The sequence below is a fragment of the Serratia sp. CY29653 genome (assembly GCF_052169255.1).
Taxonomy (GTDB): domain Bacteria; phylum Pseudomonadota; class Gammaproteobacteria; order Enterobacterales; family Enterobacteriaceae; genus Serratia; species Serratia sarumanii.
Window position 1 is genome coordinate 136840 of record NZ_JBJNLC010000006.1, and the last position, 17741, is coordinate 154580.

The 17741-nt window shown below is 60.1% G+C and carries 15 protein-coding genes; 11 read left to right on the plus strand and 4 right to left on the minus strand.

From position 1 onward, the window contains the following. The first annotated feature begins 195 nt into the window (after positions 1–195). Together aas and lplT are read left to right on the plus strand one after the other, a co-directional pair. Positions 196–2352: a bifunctional acyl-ACP--phospholipid O-acyltransferase/long-chain-fatty-acid--ACP ligase gene (gene aas / locus ACJ8HN_RS21750; protein ID WP_039567360.1), complete on the plus strand. Its 2157-nt coding sequence runs from the start codon at positions 196–198 to the stop codon at positions 2350–2352. Next, complete coding sequence (gene lplT / locus ACJ8HN_RS21755; RefSeq protein WP_033635770.1) at positions 2349–3533, plus strand: lysophospholipid transporter LplT; 1185 nt, start codon at positions 2349–2351, stop codon at positions 3531–3533. The genes aas and lplT overlap by 4 nt, the downstream gene beginning before the upstream one ends. A gap of 33 nt (positions 3534–3566) precedes the next feature. Here lplT and ACJ8HN_RS21760 read toward each other — a convergent pair whose 3' ends face one another. The 4 genes from ACJ8HN_RS21760 to mutH form a co-directional block, all read right to left on the minus strand. Continuing rightward, complete coding sequence (locus ACJ8HN_RS21760) at positions 3567–4607, minus strand: NADP(H)-dependent aldo-keto reductase (protein ID WP_442523936.1); 1041 nt, start codon at positions 4605–4607, stop codon at positions 3567–3569. Positions 4608–4813: 206 nt separating this feature from the next. Beyond that, positions 4814–5032, minus strand: coding sequence for a YgdI/YgdR family lipoprotein (locus ACJ8HN_RS21765; RefSeq protein ID WP_033635766.1), 219 nt, complete (start codon positions 5030–5032; stop codon positions 4814–4816). Between the two features lie 159 nt (positions 5033–5191). Beyond that, positions 5192–5908 carry a TerC family protein gene (locus ACJ8HN_RS21770; protein ID WP_442523937.1) on the minus strand — a complete coding sequence of 239 codons (717 nt, stop codon included), beginning with the start codon at positions 5906–5908 and terminating at the stop codon, positions 5192–5194. Positions 5909–6011: 103 nt separating this feature from the next. Then, positions 6012–6698, minus strand: coding sequence for a DNA mismatch repair endonuclease MutH (mutH, locus tag ACJ8HN_RS21775; RefSeq protein WP_060422183.1), 687 nt, complete (start codon positions 6696–6698; stop codon positions 6012–6014). Between the two features lie 696 nt (positions 6699–7394). On the opposite strand from mutH, the gene rppH reads away from it, so the two are divergent. The 9 genes from rppH to recC all read left to right on the plus strand — a co-directional run bounded on the left by rppH (position 7395) and on the right by recC (position 17521). Then, the gene (gene rppH, locus ACJ8HN_RS21780) at positions 7395–7922 is read left to right on the plus strand and encodes an RNA pyrophosphohydrolase (protein ID WP_004931849.1); all 528 of its coding nucleotides are present in this window, start codon (positions 7395–7397) and stop codon (positions 7920–7922) included. Positions 7923–7934: 12 nt separating this feature from the next. Further along, on the plus strand, positions 7935–10181 hold the full coding sequence (gene ptsP / locus ACJ8HN_RS21785) for a phosphoenolpyruvate--protein phosphotransferase (RefSeq protein ID WP_079656744.1): 2247 nt from the start codon (positions 7935–7937) through the stop codon (positions 10179–10181). Positions 10182–10403: 222 nt separating this feature from the next. After that, on the plus strand, positions 10404–11276 hold the full coding sequence (gene lgt, locus ACJ8HN_RS21790) for a prolipoprotein diacylglyceryl transferase (RefSeq protein ID WP_033635761.1): 873 nt from the start codon (positions 10404–10406) through the stop codon (positions 11274–11276). A gap of 7 nt (positions 11277–11283) precedes the next feature. Next, positions 11284–12078 carry a thymidylate synthase gene (thyA, locus tag ACJ8HN_RS21795; protein WP_016929918.1) on the plus strand — a complete coding sequence of 265 codons (795 nt, stop codon included), beginning with the start codon at positions 11284–11286 and terminating at the stop codon, positions 12076–12078. A gap of 174 nt (positions 12079–12252) precedes the next feature. After that, positions 12253–12756, plus strand: coding sequence for a prepilin peptidase-dependent protein (locus ACJ8HN_RS21800; protein ID WP_049212619.1), 504 nt, complete (start codon positions 12253–12255; stop codon positions 12754–12756). After that, entirely contained in the window at positions 12750–13328 is a 579-nt protein-coding gene (locus tag ACJ8HN_RS21805; protein ID WP_041036506.1) for a prepilin peptidase-dependent protein, read from the plus strand. Before ACJ8HN_RS21800 ends, ACJ8HN_RS21805 begins: the two co-directional genes overlap by 7 nt. Further along, positions 13325–13771 (plus strand): YgdB family protein, encoded by a 447-nt coding sequence (locus ACJ8HN_RS21810; RefSeq protein ID WP_060429298.1) that lies wholly within the window; start codon positions 13325–13327, stop codon positions 13769–13771. Before ACJ8HN_RS21805 ends, ACJ8HN_RS21810 begins: the two co-directional genes overlap by 4 nt. Further along, a complete protein-coding gene (locus ACJ8HN_RS21815; RefSeq protein WP_033649504.1) occupies positions 13761–14117 on the plus strand; it encodes a prepilin-type N-terminal cleavage/methylation domain-containing protein in 357 nt (118 codons plus the stop codon). The genes ACJ8HN_RS21810 and ACJ8HN_RS21815 overlap by 11 nt, the downstream gene beginning before the upstream one ends. A gap of 32 nt (positions 14118–14149) precedes the next feature. Then, a complete protein-coding gene (gene recC / locus ACJ8HN_RS21820) occupies positions 14150–17521 on the plus strand; it encodes an exodeoxyribonuclease V subunit gamma (RefSeq protein ID WP_442523938.1) in 3372 nt (1123 codons plus the stop codon). The last annotated feature ends 220 nt before the right edge of the window (positions 17522–17741 follow it).

Genomic DNA, 17741 nt, shown 5'->3' on the forward strand with positions numbered 1-17741 from the left:
GGTAGTTTCCTGCACGCCATCTCTCTAGAGTAGGTGATCCCAGAGGTATTGATTGGTGAGAAATCAGCATACTCTGTATGTTGAAGCCATTTTCAATTGCACCAACCTACGCGGATGCGTAGGTTTTTTTTTGCCTGCCATATAGTATTCTTTTCCCTACAACGATTTACGCCTCCATGGCCAAGGGAGAAGGGCATGATCTTTTCACTGCTGCGCGCGCTGTTTCGCCTGCTGTTTCGGGTACGGGTCGAAGGGGACGTTCAGCACTTCGAGCGGCAAAAACTGCTGATTACGCCGAACCACGTCTCTTTCCTCGACGGCGTGTTGCTGGCGCTGTTCCTGCCGATTAAACCGGTGTTTGCGGTTTACGCCAGCATCGGCGAGAGCTGGTTTATGCGCTGGCTGCGGCCCTACATTGATTTCGTCTCGCTCGATCCCACCAAGCCGATGGCCATCAAGCAACTGGTGCGCATGGTCGAGCAGGGGCGGCCGATCGTGGTGTTCCCTGAAGGGCGCATCACCGTGACCGGCGCGCTGATGAAAATCTACGACGGCGCGGCGTTTATCGCTGCCAAATCGGGCGCCACCGTGGTGCCGGTGCGGATCGACGGCCCCGAGTTCAGCCCGTTCGGCCGCATGGCCGGGGTATTCAAGATCCGCTGGTTCCCGCGAATCAGCATCCGCATCTTGCCGCCGACCACGCTGCCGATGCCGGAAGCGCCGCGCGCGCGTGAACGCCGGGCGCTGGCGGGCGATCGGCTGATGCAGATCATGATGCGGGCGCGAATGGATACGCGCGAACCGCAGACGCTGTTCCATGCCTTGCTGGCGGCGCAGCACCGCTACGGGCGCCGCAAGCCCTGTATCGAAGACATCGCTTTCAAAGAAGACAGTTACCAGACGCTGATCAAGAAATCGCTGGGCGTCAGCCGCATTCTGCAGCGCTTTACCGCCGAAGGGGAACACGTCGGGCTGCTGTTGCCGAACGCCACCATCACCGCGGCGGCGATCTTCGGCGCTTCGCTGCGTAACCGCATTCCGGCGATGCTCAACTACACCGCCGGCGCCAACGGCCTGAACAGCGCGATGCTCGCCGCCGGCATCAAGACCATCGTCACCTCGCGCCAGTTTCTGGAGAAGGGCAAGCTGACCCACCTGCCGGAGCAGGTGACGCAGGCCAACTGGGTGTATCTGGAAGATCTGAAAGACACCGTTACGCTGGCGGACAAGCTGTGGATTTTGCGGCACTTGCTGCAGCCGCAGCGCGCGGCGTTGCCGCAACGCCCGGAGGACGCGGCGCTGATCCTGTTCACTTCCGGTTCCGAAGGCCACCCCAAGGGCGTGGTGCATTCGCATGCCAGCCTGCTGGCTAACGTAGAACAAATTCGCACCATCGCCGACTTCACGCCGCGCGACCGTTTCATGTCGTCGCTGCCGCTGTTCCACTCGTTCGGCCTGACGGTGGGGCTGCTTACGCCGCTGATCACCGGCAGCCGCATTTTCCTCTACCCCAGCCCGCTGCACTATCGCGTGGTGCCGGAGCTGGTGTATGACCGCAACTGCACGGTGTTGTTCGGCACGGCGACCTTCCTCAACAACTATGCGCGCTTCGCGCATCCGTATGATTTCGCCCGCCTGCGCTACGTGGTGGCCGGCGCGGAGAAACTGGCGGACAGCACCAAACAGATCTACCAGGACAAATACGGCATCCGCATTCTGGAAGGCTATGGCGTGACCGAGTGCGCGCCGGTGGTGTCCATTAACGTGCCGTTGGCGACCAAGGTGGGCACCGTCGGCCGCATCATGCCGCAGATGGAGGCGCGCCTGATTGCGGTGCCGGGCATCGATAACGGCGGCCGCCTGCAGCTGAAGGGGCCGAACATCATGAAAGGCTATCTGCGGGTTGAGCGCCCCGGCGAGCTGGAACCGCCGGCGGCGGAAGATGCGAACGGCGTGCTGCAGCCGGGCTGGTACGACACCGGCGATATCGTCAGCCTGGATGAGCAAGGCTATTGCACCATTCGCGGCCGCGTGAAACGCTTCGCCAAGCTGGCGGGCGAGATGGTGTCGCTGGAGAGCGTCGAATTGCTGGCGCAACGGCTGTCGCCGGAAAAAATGCATGCCGCCACGGCCAAAGGTGACAGCAGCAAAGGCGAGGCGCTGGTGCTGTTCACCACCGATCCCGCCATCACTCGTGAAGCATTGCTGCGGGTGGCGCGTGAGCTGGGCAGCCCGGAGCTGGCGGTGCCGCGCGATATTCGCCTGTTGAAAACGCTGCCGGTGCTCGGCAGCGGCAAACCCGATTTCGTCACCCTGCGTCATATGGCTGAACAGCCGGAGAGTGCCCGATGAATCCTTCGACCGAGTCCCCTTTGCTGTCACGCGGCATGATCGCCGTCATCAGCGCGCAGTTCCTCTCGGCGTTCGGCGACAATGCGTTGCTGTTCGCCACGCTGGCGTTGATCAAGCAGCAGCTGTATCCGGACTGGAGCCAGCCAATCCTGCAGATGGCCTTCGTCGCCACCTACATCATCCTGGCGCCGTTTGTCGGCCAGGTGGCCGACAGCTTTGCCAAAGGGCGGGTGATGATGTTCGCCAACGCCTTAAAATTGGCGGGGGCGTTGGTGATCTGTTTTGGGGGAAACCCGTTCCTCGGCTACAGCCTGGTCGGGGTGGGAGCCGCCGCGTATTCGCCGGCCAAATACGGCATTCTGGGCGAGATCACCAGCGGCGAGAAGCTGGTCAAGGCTAACGGCCTGATGGAGGCCTCGACTATCGCCGCCATTCTGACCGGTTCGGTGGCCGGTGGCATTCTGGCGGACTGGCATGTGGTGGCGGCGCTGGCGGTCTGCGCCTTGGTTTACGCGGGGGCGGTGGTCGCCAACCTGTATATTCCGCGCCTCGCGGCGGCGCGCCCGGGGGCTTCCTGGCGCCCGCGGGCCATGACGAACAGCTTCTTTACCGCTTGCGTCACGTTATGGCGCGATGGGCAGACGCGTTTCTCCTTGATCGGCACCAGCCTGTTCTGGGGGGCAGGCGTGACGCTGCGTTTTCTGCTGGTGCTGTGGGTGCCGGTGGCGCTCGGCATCGCCGATAACGCCACGCCGACGCTGCTGAACGCCATGGTGGCCGTCGGTATCGTGGTGGGGGCCGGCGCTGCCGCGCGCTTCGTCACGCTGAAGACGGTAAAACGCTGCATGCCGGCCGGGATCCTGATCGGCGTCGCGGTCGCGGTATTCGCGCTGCAAACCACCATGCTCAATGCCTATGTCTTGTTGGCGATCATCGGCATGCTGGGGGGCTTCTTCGTGGTGCCGCTCAATGCGTTGCTGCAGGAGCGGGGCAAGCATTCGGTCGGCGCCGGCAATGCTATCGCGGTGCAAAACCTGGGTGAAAACGCCGCCATGTTGCTGATGCTGGCGCTGTATTCGCTGGTGGTGAAGCTGGGCGTGCCGGTGGTGGGCGTCGGCGTAGGGTTTGGCGTGGTGTTTGCGCTGGCGATTAGCGCGCTATGGTGGTCGCAGCGGCGGTGAAACGGGGCGCAGCCAGGCTGCGCCCTTGCTGTATTAAGGCGCCGGAATGGTAAACCGGGTATGGATTTCTTCGAGCGCCTGCAGCACGCCTTCATCCAATACCACATCGAGGCTGTCGATGTTGATTTTCAACTGATCCACCGTGGTGGCGCCCAGCAGGGTGCTGGCGACGAACGGCTGTTGACGCACGAAGGCCAACGCCATCTGCGAAGGATCCAGCCCGTGTTTTTTGGCCAGCGCCACGTACTCGGCGATCGCCAGCTGGGTTTGCTGCCCTGAATAACGGTTGAAGCGGGTGAACAGCGTATTGCGCGCACCGGCCGGTTTTGCGCCATTGAGGTATTTACCGCTCAGGGTACCGAACGCCAGGCTGGAATAGGCCAGCAGTTCCACCCCTTCGTGCTGGCTGATCTCGGCCAGGCCAATCTCAAAGCTGCGGTTCAGCAGGCTGTACGGGTTTTGAATCGACACGATGCGCGGCAGCTCGTGTTTCTCCGCCAGCTGCAGGTAGCGCATCACGCCCCAGGGCGTTTCATTGGAAACCCCGATATAGCGGATCTTGCCGGCGCGCACCTGCTCGGTCAGCGCCTCCAGCGTTTCCAGCAGCGTGACCGTGGCTTTGTCGTCGGTGTATTGATAGTTGAGTTTGCCAAAACAGTTGGTGGCGCGCTGCGGCCAGTGCAATTGGTAGAGATCGAGATAATCGGTATTCAGCCGCTTGAGGCTGGCGTCCAGCGCGGCGCGGATGTTTTTGCGATCGAGCGCCTGCTGCGGGCGAATGCTGCTGTCGGTGCCGCGCACCGGGCCCGAGACTTTGCTGGCCAGGACGATTTTTTCGCGATTGCCGCGCGCCTTGAGCCAACTGCCGATATAGCTTTCGGTCAGGCCCTGGGTTTCCGGACGGGGCGGCACAGGGTACAGTTCGGCGGTGTCTATCAGGTTCACGCCTGCGGCCAATGCATAGTCCAGTTGCGCATGGGCGTCGGCTTCGCTGTTCTGTTCGCCAAAGGTCATGGTGCCCAGTCCCAGCACGCTCACTTCTAAAGAACTGTGGGGAATACGGTGGTATTGCATTAACGGCCTTCCTTTCTTGTTAGCGCTTACGGGCCGCGCGGCCCGGTGAAACAGGAGCCCAATGTCAGAAGACGGCGCAGAGTCCGTCGGGCGGCGATGTCGCCTTTCCTGACTATAACCAAGCGGTGAAGATGGGGGAAGCGGATTCCGTGCGGACGCGAATGGGGGCTACCGCGCTTGAACGGGCGATAGCCGGCGGGCGGTGATTAGCGTTCGATAACCTGAGAAACTTGATCGCCGTTGATCTGGCGCTGGTTGCCTTTCTCGTCTTTATAGCTGATGAGGCCGGTATCTTCATCGATCTCCGGTTTGCCTTGCGTCAGGATCATGTTGCCGTCTTTGGTCGCCATCACGTAGTCGCTGGAACACCCCGCCAGGCCAGCCACCATCACCAGCGCAGACACTGCCATTACCCACTTTTTCATCCTGCGGATCCTCGATTATGCAGAAAATAATGTTCTTTCAAGATTAGCAAACTCTCGGCGAAGCGCGTCTCAGATAAGTCTTTATCTGATAAGAAAAAGTGAAATGAGAGGTCAACAAAGTGATGAAAGCCGCCAATGGCGGCTTTCATATAGATAGCGCTATTCCGGCGCGCGATTTTTTTTGCTGCGCATCAGATTGAGCACTTCTACCGACATCGAGAAGAACATGGCGAAGTAGATGTAGCCTTTCGGCACGTGCACCTGGAAACTTTCCAGCATCAGCGTGAAGCCCACCAGGATCAGGAACGCCAGCGCCAGCATTTTCACCGACGGATGGCGGTTGACGAATTCGCCGATCGGTCGGGCGGCGAACATCATCACGCCGACGGCGATCACCACTGCCGCCATCATGATGAACAGATGGTCGGAAAGGCCCACGGCGGTAATCACCGAATCCAGGCTGAAGATAATATCCAACAGCATGATCTGCACGATCGCGCCGAAGAAGCTGTGCACCTTGGTGTGGTGCTCTTCTTCCGACCCTTCGATGGTTTCGTGGATCTCTTTGCTGGCTTTCCAGATCAGGAATAGCCCGCCCAGCAGCAGGATCAGATCGCGAGCGGATACGCTGTGCTCCATCACGGTAAACAGCGGATGGGTCAGGCGGATCACCCAGGCGATGGAAGCCAGCAGCGCCAGGCGCATAAGCATGGCGGCGGCCAGCCCGATCCGGCGAGCTTTGTTCTGTTGCGCTTTGGGCAGCTTGGCCACCACCAGCGACAGAAAAATGATGTTATCAATACCCAGTACGATCTCAAGAATGGTTAGCGTGCCTAACGCTAACCAGGCATTGGGATCCATAATCCATTCGAACATTGCTCGACACACCTTATTAATACTTAATAAATGCAAAGCGTGAATTATACGCGTTTATCATGGCGCTGATAGGGGCAGCTAAACCAGAGTTAAACGAAATCGCTTAGATTGAGAAATGTCTTGCCAGCAGCGCGCCGGTAAAACTCTTTTTCAGATAGAAGCCGCGCGGCAGCGTCATGATCGGTTGCCCTTGTTCGCCGATGGCTTCGGTGAGCGCCTTGCTGTTAGCCGCTTTGGGCCGCAGCTGCAGCACTTCGCCGTGGCGTGCGGTGATGCGCTCTACGTGGCCGAGCACGATCAGATCCATCAATTCTTCCCAATCGCGGCGCAGCATTTCGTCTTCTGCCGCGCTTGGGCTCCACAGCAGCGGCGCACCGACGCGGCGTTCGGCCAGCGGGATCTGGCGTTCGCCTTCTACCGGTATCCACAACACGCGCGCCAGCTTGTAGCGAACGTGGCTGTTGGCCCAGGTGACGCCGCTGTTGCCGGTGAGCGGAGCGACGCAGACAAAAGTGGTTTCCAGCGGTTTGCCGGCGGCGTCGACAGGAATGGTTTTCAGCTCGATGCCCAGCTCGGGAAAGTCCTGCTCCGGTTTGCTGCCGGCCATGGCGCCGAGATACAGCTCCAGCAGCATGCCTACCCAACCTTTATCGCGTTTCAGATCCTTGGGGATCGGCAACTGCGCGCGAGCGGCCAGTTCGCCAAAGCTGGCGCCGGCCAGCGCCTGAGCGCGCTCGAACAGCTGCCGTTCATTTTCCGGCGGGGGCGGCAAAGGGGATAAAAACGCCATAAATCAAGCCTGTCTAATTTGGTTGAAAAACGTACTGCAATTATGCACGGTGAGCGATAACCGCCATCGCTTGGGGAAAAGAATAATAGTAGCATGATTTTACATGACTTTTTTCCTTTCTTGGCGTGGTGGACAATGCACTGGCGGGGCTTGTTCACCTGAAGCCACCGACAATAAACAGGATCTTACACCTATTTATCCACAGATTTTTGGGATAACCCAAATTTTTGCCGATCACTGGTTCAATTTACAGCCTTGACTCGGGCGGTTTTTTACGAATTTGTCCGTTTTGTGCGTAACTTGCCCGGATAATCTGTGGATAAAAACGACGTTGGTGGATCTTTCGCCAGGGTAAGATCCTTACCGTGCACAGATCACATTTTTGCCCTGTATATAACGATGCGTTAATGCATAATTGCATGTTTTTAAAATAAATATTCGTTTTTAGTGTTGAGGGGGGATTTTGGGGGGTAAGAGTTTTACCGGCTTATTCCTCGAGTTCTGCACACACCTATCCACAGAAAAAGTGAATAAAACCGGTCTGAAAGGCTAGGGTATGTTTATAACTTTGCTTATATCTGTGAGTTATCCCAATGTTATTCGGCCCGCAGCGCCGTAAAGCAGTGGTTTACCGCCTGTAGCTTGTGTGAAACAATCAGGACATCTATGCGAATTTAAGCTTATCGAGGTAGTCCGGTGATCGATGATGATGGCTACCGCCCGAATGTTGGTATCGTAATCTGTAATCGTCAGGGGCAGGTCTTATGGGCCCGCCGTTACGGTCAGCACTCCTGGCAGTTTCCCCAAGGTGGGATTAACCCTGGCGAAACTGCGGAGCAGGCGATGTACCGTGAGCTGTTCGAAGAAGTGGGGCTGAGTAAAAAGGATGTGCGCATCCTGGCTTCGACCCGCAACTGGTTGCGCTATAAATTGCCGAAACGTTTGGTGCGTTGGGACACAAAGCCGGTTTGTATCGGCCAAAAGCAAAAATGGTTTTTGTTGCAGCTACTGTGCAATGACGCTGATATCAATATGCAGCGCAGCAGCACGCCGGAGTTCGACGGTTGGCGCTGGGTGAGCTTCTGGTATCCGGTACGCCAGGTGGTGTCGTTCAAACGCGACGTCTACCGCCGGGTGATGAAAGAATTCGCCGTGACCGTGATGCCGATGCAAGAGCAGGCGGCGCCACGGCAGGCTCCTGCTTATCGCCGAAAGAGAGGTTAAGTTAAGCCGACTATGCTCACGCGCTTGCGAGAAATTGTAGAGAAGGTGGCTGCGGCGGCCAGTCTGACGGATGCGCTGGATCTGCTGGTCAATGAAACCTGTCTGGCGATGGACACCGAAGTGTGTTCCATCTATCTGGCGGACAACGATCGCCGCTGCTACTACCTGATGGCCACGCGCGGGCTGAAAAAGCCGCGCGGGCGCACTATCGCATTGGCGTTTGACGAGGGCGTCGTCGGGTTGGTCGGCCGCAGAGCCGAGCCTATCAACCTGGCCGATGCCCAAAGCCACCCCAGTTTCAAATACGTCCCGCAGGTGAAAGAGGATCGTTTCCGATCCTTCCTCGGGGTGCCGATCATTCATCGGCGCCAGCTGCTGGGCGTGCTGGTGGTGCAGCAGCGCGAACTGCGCCAGTTCGACGAAAGCGAAGAGTCTTTCATGGTCACCCTGGCCACGCAGATGGCCGGGATCCTGTCACAATCGCAGCTTAACGCCATTTTCGGCCAGTATCGCCAAACGCGCGTGCGCGCGCTGGCGGCCTCGCCCGGCGTGGCGGTGGCGGAAGGGTGGCAGGACAGCAGCCAGCCTTCACTCGATCAGGTTTACCGCGCTTCGACGCTGGACACCGCCAGCGAGCGCGAGCGCCTGACGCTGGCGCTGGAAGAGGCCGGCGCGGAATTTCGCCGCTTCAGCAAGCGTTTTGCCGCCAGTTCGCAAAAGGAGAGCGCGGCGATCTTCGATCTTTACTCTCACCTGCTAAACGACGCCCGCCTCAAGCGCGAACTGTTCGCCGAAATCGACAACGGTTCGGTGGCGGAGTGGGCGGTGAAACAGGTGATAGAGACCTTTGCCGAGCAGTTTGCCAAACTGCAGGACACCTACATGCGCGAGCGCGGCAGCGATCTGCGCGCGCTGGGCCAGCGTCTGCTGTTCCACCTCGACGACACCACTCAGGGCGCTACCCAGTGGCCGGCGCGTTTTGTGCTGGTGGCGGATGAGCTGACCGCGACATTGCTGGCCGAAGTGCCGCAGGATCGCCTGGTCGGCGTGGTGGTGCGCGACGGTGCCGCCAACTCGCATGCGGCGATTCTGGTGCGGGCGATGGGGGTGCCGACGGTGATGGGCGCCGACATCCAGCCTTCTCTGCTCAGCCAGCGGCTGCTGATCGTCGACGGTTATCGCGGTGAACTGCTGGTCGATCCTGAACCGGTGCTGGTGCAGGAATATCAACGGCTGATCAGCGAAGAGCTGGAACTGAGCAAGCTGGCGGAAGACGACGTCGAGCAGCCGGCGCAGTTGAAAAGCGGCGAGCGCATTCAGGTGATGCTGAATGCCGGCCTCAGCCCGGAACATGAACAGCTGTTGGGCGGCCGGGTAGATGGCGTGGGGTTATACCGCACCGAAATCCCGTTCATGTTGCAAAGCGGCTTCCCCTCCGAAGAGGAACAGGTCGCGCAGTACCAGGGCATGCTGCAGCTTTACCCGAGCAAGCCGGTTACGCTGCGCACTCTGGATATCGGCGCCGACAAGCAGCTGCCTTATATGCCGATCAGCGAAGAGAACCCCTGCCTGGGCTGGCGCGGCATCCGCATCACCCTGGATCAGCCGGAGATCTTTTTGATTCAGGTGCGCGCGATGCTGCGCGCCAACGCCGGCACCGGCAATCTGGGCATTTTGTTGCCGATGGTCACCAGCCTGGAAGAGGTCGATGAGGCCAAACGCCTGATTGACCGCGCCGGGCGCGAGGTGGAAGAGGTGCTTGGCTATGCGATCCCGAAACCGAAAATCGGCGTGATGCTGGAAGTGCCGTCGATGATTTTCCTGATCCCGCATCTGGCCGGGCGCGTTGATTTCATCTCGGTCGGCACCAACGATTTGACCCAGTACCTGTTGGCGGTGGATCGCAACAATACCCGAGTCGCCTCGCTGTATGACAGTTTGCACCCCGCGATGCTGCAGGTGCTGAAACTGATCGCCGAGCAGGGGAACGCGGCCGGGTTGCAGCTTAGTCTCTGCGGTGAGCTGGCCGGCGATCCCATGGGCGCGCTGTTGCTGGTGGGCATGGGCTATCGCAATCTGAGCATGAACGGCCGCAGCGTGGCGCGCATCAAATACCTGCTGCGGCATATCGACCTTGCCGACGCCGAAATGCTGGCTCACCGGGTGTTGAACACCCAGATGACTACCGAAGTGCGCCATCTGGTGGCGGCGTTTATGGAGCGGCGCGGCATGGGCGGGTTGATCCGCGGGGGCCGGTAGCCGCCGCGCGTTGTGATTTTTTTACAGAACTTTTCCCGGCCTGCCGGACCGGACCGCGCTAAGCCTATGTTATGATGCGCAACCTCAGTGCGGCGCAGGCTCGTCGCCTTGCACACCGCAGCGGCCAATGCTGCTGCTTGCAAGACGCGGGACAATCTCCGCCGCCGCTTGGCACCTGCCGCCCCCGCATGGGGAAAAATAACAGACATGTTGTGGTGATAGATGAGCAATAGCTATCTGGCGTTTCCTAAATTTGATCCGGTCATTTTCTCCATTGGCCCGGTTTCTCTGCATTGGTACGGCCTGATGTACCTGGTCGGCTTCGTTTTTGCCATGTGGCTGGCGGTGCGCCGCGCCAACAAGCCGGGCAGCGGCTGGACCAAAGACGAAGTTGAAAACCTGCTCTACGCCGGTTTCCTGGGCGTATTCGTCGGCGGCCGCGTAGGCTATGTGCTGTTCTATAACCTGCCGCTGTTCCTGGATAACCCGCTCTATCTGTTCAAGGTCTGGGATGGCGGCATGTCGTTCCACGGCGGCTTGATGGGGGTGATTCTGGTGATGTTCTGGTTCGCTCGCCGCACCAAACGCACCTTCTTCCAAGTTTCCGATTTTATCGCGCCATTGATCCCATTCGGCCTGGGCGCCGGCCGCCTCGGCAACTTCATCAACGGTGAACTGTGGGGCCGCGTGACCACCGATACCCCTTGGGCGATGCTGTTCCCAAGTTCGCGCAGCGAAGACGTGGCCCTCGCCGCCACCGATCCTTCTTTGCTGCCGTTATTGAATCAGTACGGCGTACTGCCGCGCCACCCGTCGCAGCTGTATGAACTGCTGCTGGAAGGCGTGGTGCTGTTTATCATTCTGAACCTGTTTATTCGCAAGCCGCGGCCGATGGGCGCCGTCTCGGGCCTGTTCCTGATCGGTTATGGCGCATTCCGCATCATCGTTGAAGCGTTCCGCCAGCCGGATGCCCAGCTCGGCCTGTTCGACGGCGTGATCAGCATGGGGCAGATCCTGTCCATCCCGATGGTGGTGGCCGGTATTATTATGATGATTTGGGCGTACCGTCGTCGCCCGCAGCAACAAATGTCGTGAGGGACAAATGAAACAGTATCTGGATTTGATGAACAAGGTGCTCGCCGAGGGCACCCCTAAAGCCGACCGTACCGGCACTGGCACGCTGTCGATTTTCGGCCATCAGATGCGTTTCAACTTGCAGGAAGGTTTCCCGTTGGTGACCACCAAGAAATGTCATCTTCGTTCGATCATTCATGAGCTGTTGTGGTTCCTGAACGGCGATACCAACATCGCCTACCTGCGTGACAACAAGGTCACCATTTGGGACGAGTGGGCTGATGAAAACGGCGATCTCGGCCCGGTGTACGGCAAACAGTGGCGCGCCTGGGGCGCGGCGGACGGCCGTCAGATCGATCAACTGAGCAACGTGCTCCAACAGCTGAAGCAGGATCCGGATTCGCGCCGCATCATCGTTTCCGCCTGGAACGTCGGCGAGCTGGATCAGATGGCGTTGGCGCCGTGCCACGCGTTCTTCCAGTTCTACGTCGCGGACGGCAAGCTCTCTTGCCAGCTGTACCAGCGTTCCTGCGACGTGTTCCTCGGCCTGCCGTTCAACATCGCCAGCTACGCGCTACTGGTGCATATGATGGCGCAGCAGTGCGATCTGGAAGTGGGCGATTTCGTCTGGACCGGCGGCGATACCCACCTGTACAGCAACCACATGGAACAAACTCAGCTGCAGCTGACGCGTGAACCGCGTCCGTTGCCGAAACTGGTGATCAAACGCAAGCCGGCTTCGCTGTTCGATTACCGTTTCGAAGACTTCGAGATCGAAGGTTACGATCCGCACCCGGCCATCAAGGCGCCGGTCGCGATCTAACCTTAACCGCATCACACCAGGGGGGCAGAGATTGCACCCCTTTTTTTATCCGCATTGCGCACCGCGCCGCATTTTTTTGTCGTCCTCTGCCGTCGTAAATAAAACATTGCGCAGCTTGCCGCAGCGATTACGCATGCGGCTTTACCGCGTTGTGGCGATCCTTACACTGGCGGCATGAAAGACAATACTCTCTCGAATATCGATGATCGCCAGCGTGGCATGACGCTGATTGAGCTGTTGGCGGCGATATTGATCGCCGGCATGCTCACCGGCTGGGGCGTCGGGCAATGGCGTTATCATCAGCAAGCGCTGCGGCTGGAACACACGGCTCAGCAGCTGCTGGCGTTTTTGCTGCGATTGCAGGCGGACGCCAACTGGCGTAACCGCGCGACGCTGCTGTGGTTCAAGAACGGCACGCCCTGGTGTCTGGGCGGTGGCGTGCCGCCGACGGATTGCGCTTCCGCCGAAGGCGCCGTTTTCTCGCCGTTTTATCGTGACGTCGCTTTGAGCGGCTACACCGGCAAAGAGATTGGGTTTTACGGTTTGCGCAATACTGCGCAGGCGGGGCACATCCTTCTCAGCAACGACGCAGGCAGCCTGCGGCTGGTGCTGTCCGCCCGTGGGCGGCTGCGTTTGTGCAGCGAAGGGCAGCGGGTCAGAGGCATTGCGCTATGTTGACTTTAGAACGCGGTTTTACCTTGCCGGAGGTGATGTTGGCGTTGGTCTTCGGCAGCGTGATCGCGCTCGGCGCGGCGAAAACCTATCCGTTGTTGCGCCAGCAAAGCGTGGTCGTCAGCCAGCACTTTCGGCTGGAGTCAACGCTGCGGCAACTGGCGTTCGGCATTGAGAAAGATCTGCGCCGCGCCGGTTTTTGCGCCGGGCAGTGCGCCGGCCGTCCGTTGCTGATCGGTCAGGCATCGGGAGAAGCGGCGGGCAGTTGCGTTATCGTTGCCTACGACATCGCTCGCAGCGGGCAATGGCTCGCTTCGGGCGAGGATGCGGGCTATTTCGGTTACCGGCTGCGCAATGGCGGCTTGGAAGGGCAGCGCGGCGTGAGCCAATGCGATGGCGGTGGCTGGGAGCGGTTGCTCGATTATGACGAAGTGCGCATTGAGCGGTTTCATGTGGCGATCGAGCGGGGCGATCACGGCGCGACCTTGGCTCGCCTGACGCTGGCGGGGCGCTCCGCCAGCGATACGCGTATCAGGCGCAGCCTGAGTGCGAGCGTCGAAATGGCGGCGCTGCCATGAATTGGCGAACCCAGCGGGGCGGTAGCACTCTGGCGGCGGTGATGTTGCTGTTGGCGCTGGGGCTGATGTTGCTTAACGCTCAGCATCGGCAGTTGGATAACGCGCTGTTACTGGCCGCCGATCAGCAGCGTTACCTTCAGGCTTATACTCAGGCCGCTTCGGCGCTGAGTTGGGGTATGAGCCAGCGCTGGCCACACGCCGAGCTGAGTGCGGCGGCCTGGTTATGCAGGCAGCGCGCGGAACTGACGGCCTGCGCCCGGCTGTCTGCCAGAGCGGGCGTTGTGACGATACGCGGCCTTGGTGAGATGCGCGGCGGTGAACCGCTTTGGCTGTATCAGTGGGGCACCTTTAACGGCGCAGAGACCGCTGGCAAGGTGCAAGCTCAGCCGGGCGGTCGGCTGGATTTTTGCCCAGAGAAAAGGCTGACCGACTGTGACGGCTAACGCTCGGGCAGGGCGGCTATCCCGCAACGGCTTCAGCCTGCCGGAAGTGTTGGTGGCGGCCTTGCTGTTCTCGGTGTCGCTGCTTGGCTTGTTACAGTATCATCAGGTGCTGTTGCAGTCGTTTCAGCGCCAGTGGCACTACCGGCAAGCCTGGGCGCTGGCGCATCAGCAGTTAGAAGCGTTCGCCGTCACCGGGCGGCTCGAGGCCGAATCTCCGCCGGAAGGTTGGCGACGCGAGACGGCGCTTGACGATGCGGAGAGTGATTGCCGCCGATTGACGGTTAGAGTCCAAACGCCGCAGCGGCAGTGGGCGACGCTGAGCCGCTGGTATTGCACCCGCTTTTAAGCCGGTAAGTCTTTTGTTTTAAAGGAGCCTTGATGTTCACGGTTTATCATTCCAATCAGCTGGATTTGTTGAAAACGCTGACCAGCGCGCTGATAGCCAGAGATCCGTTGGCCGATCCTTTTCAACCGGAAGTGGTGCTGGTGCAGAGCCCCGGTATGGCGCAATGGCTGCAGATGCAGTTGGCGGAACAGTTCGGCATCGCCGCCAATATTGCGTTTCCGCTGCCGGCGACCTTTATTTGGGACATGTTCACCCGGGTGTTGCCGGATATCCCGAAAGAGAGCGCCTTCAGCAAGGACGCCATGACCTGGAAGCTGATGTGGTTGCTGCCGGAGATGCTGACTCAGCCGGCGTTTGCGCCACTGCAGCACTATCTGACCGATGACGGTGACAAGCGCAAGATTCACCAGTTGGCCGGCCGGGTCGCCGACCTGTTCGACCAATATTTGGTTTATCGCCCGCAGTGGCTGGAGAGCTGGCAGCGCGGTGAGCGCATCGACGGCCTGGCGGAGGCTCAGCAATGGCAGGCGCCGCTCTGGGCGCGGCTGGTGGAGTACACGCGCGAGCTGGGGCAGCCGGAATGGCACCGCGCCAATCTGTACAGCCGATTTATCCACGCGCTGGAGCAGGCAAAAACCTGCCCGCCCGGTTTGCCGCCGCGGGTGTTTATCTGCGGCATCTCGGCGTTGCCGCCGGTCTATCTGGAAGCGCTGCAGGCGCTGGGGCGGCATATCGATATCCACCTGATGTTCACCAACCCCTGTCGCTACTATTGGGGCGATATTCAGGATTACGCTTTCCTGGCCCGTTTGCAGAGCCGCAAGCGCCGTCACTACCATCAGGCACGCGAGCACGGGCTGTTCCGCCAGCCGGATGACGCGGCGCGCCTGTTTGACGCCGAAGGCCAGCAGCAGCTCAGCAACCCACTGCTGGCCTCTTGGGGCAAGCTGGGGCGCGATCACCTCTATCTGCTGTCGCAGATGGAAGGGGCGCAAGAGGTTGACGCCTTTGTCGATATCCCGGCCGATACCATGCTGCACGCCGTTCAGCGCGACATGCTGGAGCTGGAAGACCATGCGGTGATCGGTATTACCGCGGAAACGCTGGAAAGCAGCTTCAGCAAACGTCCGCTGGATGAGAACGACCGTTCCCTCAGCCTGCATGCCTGCCACAGCCCGCAGCGGGAAGTGGAGGTGCTGCACGATCAACTGCTGACCATGCTGGCGCAGGATCCGTCGTTGACGCCGCGCGACATCATCGTAATGGTGGCGGATATCGACAGCTACACGCCTTATATTCAGGCAGTGTTCGGCAATGCCCCTGCCGAGCGCTACCTGCCGTTCGCCATTTCCGACCGTAAAGCGCGCCAGGCGCATCCTGCGCTGCAGGCGTTCATTTCACTGCTCGATCTGCCGCAAAGCCGTTTTACCTCGGAACAGGTGCTGGCGCTGCTTGAGGTGCCGGCCCTGGCCGCCCGTTTCGCCATTGGCGAAGAGGGGCTGCGCCTGTTGCGTCATTGGGTCGGTGAATCCGGCGTGCGCTGGGGCCTGGACGACGATAACGTGCGCGAACTGGATCTGCCCGCTACCGGCCAACATACCTGGCGCTTTGGCATCACGCGCATGTTGCTTGGCTACGCAATGGACAGCAATGCCGGCGATTGGCAGGGCATTTTGCCTTACGACGAATCGAGCGGATTGGTCGCCGAACTGGCGGGGCAGCTGGCAGACCTGCTGGCGCAGCTCAGCCACTGGCGGCAAATCTTGAGCGAAGCGCGCCCGCTCGAGGCGTGGCTGCCGCTCTGCCGGCAACTGCTGGATGCTTTCTTCGCTGCGGACAGCGACACCGAGGTGGTGCTGGCGCTGATCGAACAGCAGTGGCAGCAGGCCATTAATTTTGGCCTGGCGGCGCGCTATCCCGATGAGGTGCCGTTGACCATTCTGCGGGACGATCTGGCGGCGCGTCTCGATCAGGAGCGCATCAGCCAGCGCTTCCTCGCCGGGCAAATCAACTTCTGTACGCTGATGCCTATGCGTTCCATTCCGTTCAAGGTGGTGTGCCTGCTGGGCATGAACGACGGCGTGTATCCGCGCACGCTGCCGCCGCTGGGTTTCGATCTGATGGCGCAGCAGGTCAAACGCGGCGACCGCAGCCGACGCGATGACGACCGTTATCTGTTCCTGGAAGCGATTTTGTCCGCGCAACAGCGGCTGTATATCAGCTTCATCGGCCGTTCCATTCAGGACAACAGCCCGCGCTACCCTTCGGTACTGGTCACCGAGCTGCTGGAGTACCTGGAACAAAGCTATTGCCTGCCGGGAGATGAAGAGCTTAGCGCAGACGACAGCGCCCGGCGGGTTGGTGAGCACTTGCTGAAGTGGCACGCGCGCATGCCGTTCGCCGCCGAGAACTTCTTGCCGGGCTCGGAGGAGCAAAGCTATGCCGCCGAGTGGCTGCCCGCCGCCGATGGGCGCGGTGCGGCGCATCCGGCGTTCAACCAGCCGCTGCCCGCCGAAGCGCTGCAGCAAATATCGCTGGATGAACTGCTGCGGTTTTACCGCCATCCGATTCGCGCGTTTTTCCAACTGCGGCTGGGCGTCAGTTTTATCCTGGAAGAGACCGAGCTGCCGGACGAAGAACCCTTCACGCTGGATAACCTCAGCCGCTACCAGTTCAACAGCCAACTGTTGAATACGCTGATCGACGGTGACGATCCCGAACGGCTGTTCCAGCGGGTGCGCGCCGCCGGCGGCTTGCCCTATGGCGCCTTCGGCGAAATTTATTGGCAAAAGCAGCAGGAAGAGATGAGCGAACTGGCCGAGCAGGTGCGTGCGGAACGCGCAGAGAGCCATAGCCTGGAGCTGGATATCGATATCGCCGGCGTGCGCCTCAGCGGCTGGCTGCATCAGGTGCAGGATGACGGCCTGTTGCGCTGGCGGCCCGCGACGCTGTCGGCGGTGGATGGCATATTGCTGTGGCTGGAGCACCTGGTGTACTGCTGCGCCGGCGGCACCGGCGAGAGCCGCATGTATGGCCGCAAGAACTCCGCCTGGCGCTTTGCCGCGCTGGCGCCTGAAGAGGCACAGGCGCAGCTGGCGGAACTGCTGACGGGCTATCAGCGCGGTCTGAGTCAGCCGCTGCTGTTGCTGAACAAGAGCGGCTGGGCGTGGCTGAGTCAGTGCTATCTGCCGGAAACGCAGCAAATCGACTGGGAGGAAGACGCGCAAATCAAGGCGCGCGCCAAATTGCTGCAGGCCTGGCAGGGCGATCAGCGCATTCCCGGAGAAGGGGAAGATCCCTACGTGCAGCGAGTGTTTCGCCAATTGGATAATGAATACTTAGCGCAAATACTGGCCGAAACAGAGCGTTATCTGCTGCCGGTGGCGCGGCATAACCTGGGGTAACAATCACCCGGTGGTGCTGTGCGGCGGTAGGTGGTAAAAATAACGAAGGTTATATTCAACCATTGGGGTCATTCCCGGTCTTACATAACGTACAGGCATATACCCGCCGAGTTCGGGTCGCCATATTGGCGAAGAACCCGGTGAGTACAGATTTGGTTATGTGGTTTTGATGAACGTCGCCACCGTCAGGGAGTGGGCGCAGCGACGTCAGAATAGGGGT

Coding starts and splice junctions, on each gene's coding strand:
- aas (WP_039567360.1), top strand. CDS start 196: ATGATCTTTTCACTGCTGCGCGCGCTGTTTCGCCTGCTGTTTCGGGTA.
- lplT (WP_033635770.1), top strand. CDS start 2,349: ATGAATCCTTCGACCGAGTCCCCTTTGCTGTCACGCGGCATGATCGCC.
- ACJ8HN_RS21760 (WP_442523936.1), bottom strand. CDS start 4,607: ATGCAATACCACCGTATTCCCCACAGTTCTTTAGAAGTGAGCGTGCTG.
- ACJ8HN_RS21765 (WP_033635766.1), bottom strand. CDS start 5,032: ATGAAAAAGTGGGTAATGGCAGTGTCTGCGCTGGTGATGGTGGCTGGC.
- ACJ8HN_RS21770 (WP_442523937.1), bottom strand. CDS start 5,908: ATGTTCGAATGGATTATGGATCCCAATGCCTGGTTAGCGTTAGGCACG.
- mutH (WP_060422183.1), bottom strand. CDS start 6,698: ATGGCGTTTTTATCCCCTTTGCCGCCCCCGCCGGAAAATGAACGGCAG.
- ptsP (WP_079656744.1), top strand. CDS start 7,935: ATGCTCACGCGCTTGCGAGAAATTGTAGAGAAGGTGGCTGCGGCGGCC.
- lgt (WP_033635761.1), top strand. CDS start 10,404: ATGAGCAATAGCTATCTGGCGTTTCCTAAATTTGATCCGGTCATTTTC.
- thyA (WP_016929918.1), top strand. CDS start 11,284: ATGAAACAGTATCTGGATTTGATGAACAAGGTGCTCGCCGAGGGCACC.
- ACJ8HN_RS21800 (WP_049212619.1), top strand. CDS start 12,253: ATGAAAGACAATACTCTCTCGAATATCGATGATCGCCAGCGTGGCATG.
- ACJ8HN_RS21805 (WP_041036506.1), top strand. CDS start 12,750: ATGTTGACTTTAGAACGCGGTTTTACCTTGCCGGAGGTGATGTTGGCG.
- ACJ8HN_RS21810 (WP_060429298.1), top strand. CDS start 13,325: ATGAATTGGCGAACCCAGCGGGGCGGTAGCACTCTGGCGGCGGTGATG.
- recC (WP_442523938.1), top strand. CDS start 14,150: ATGTTCACGGTTTATCATTCCAATCAGCTGGATTTGTTGAAAACGCTG.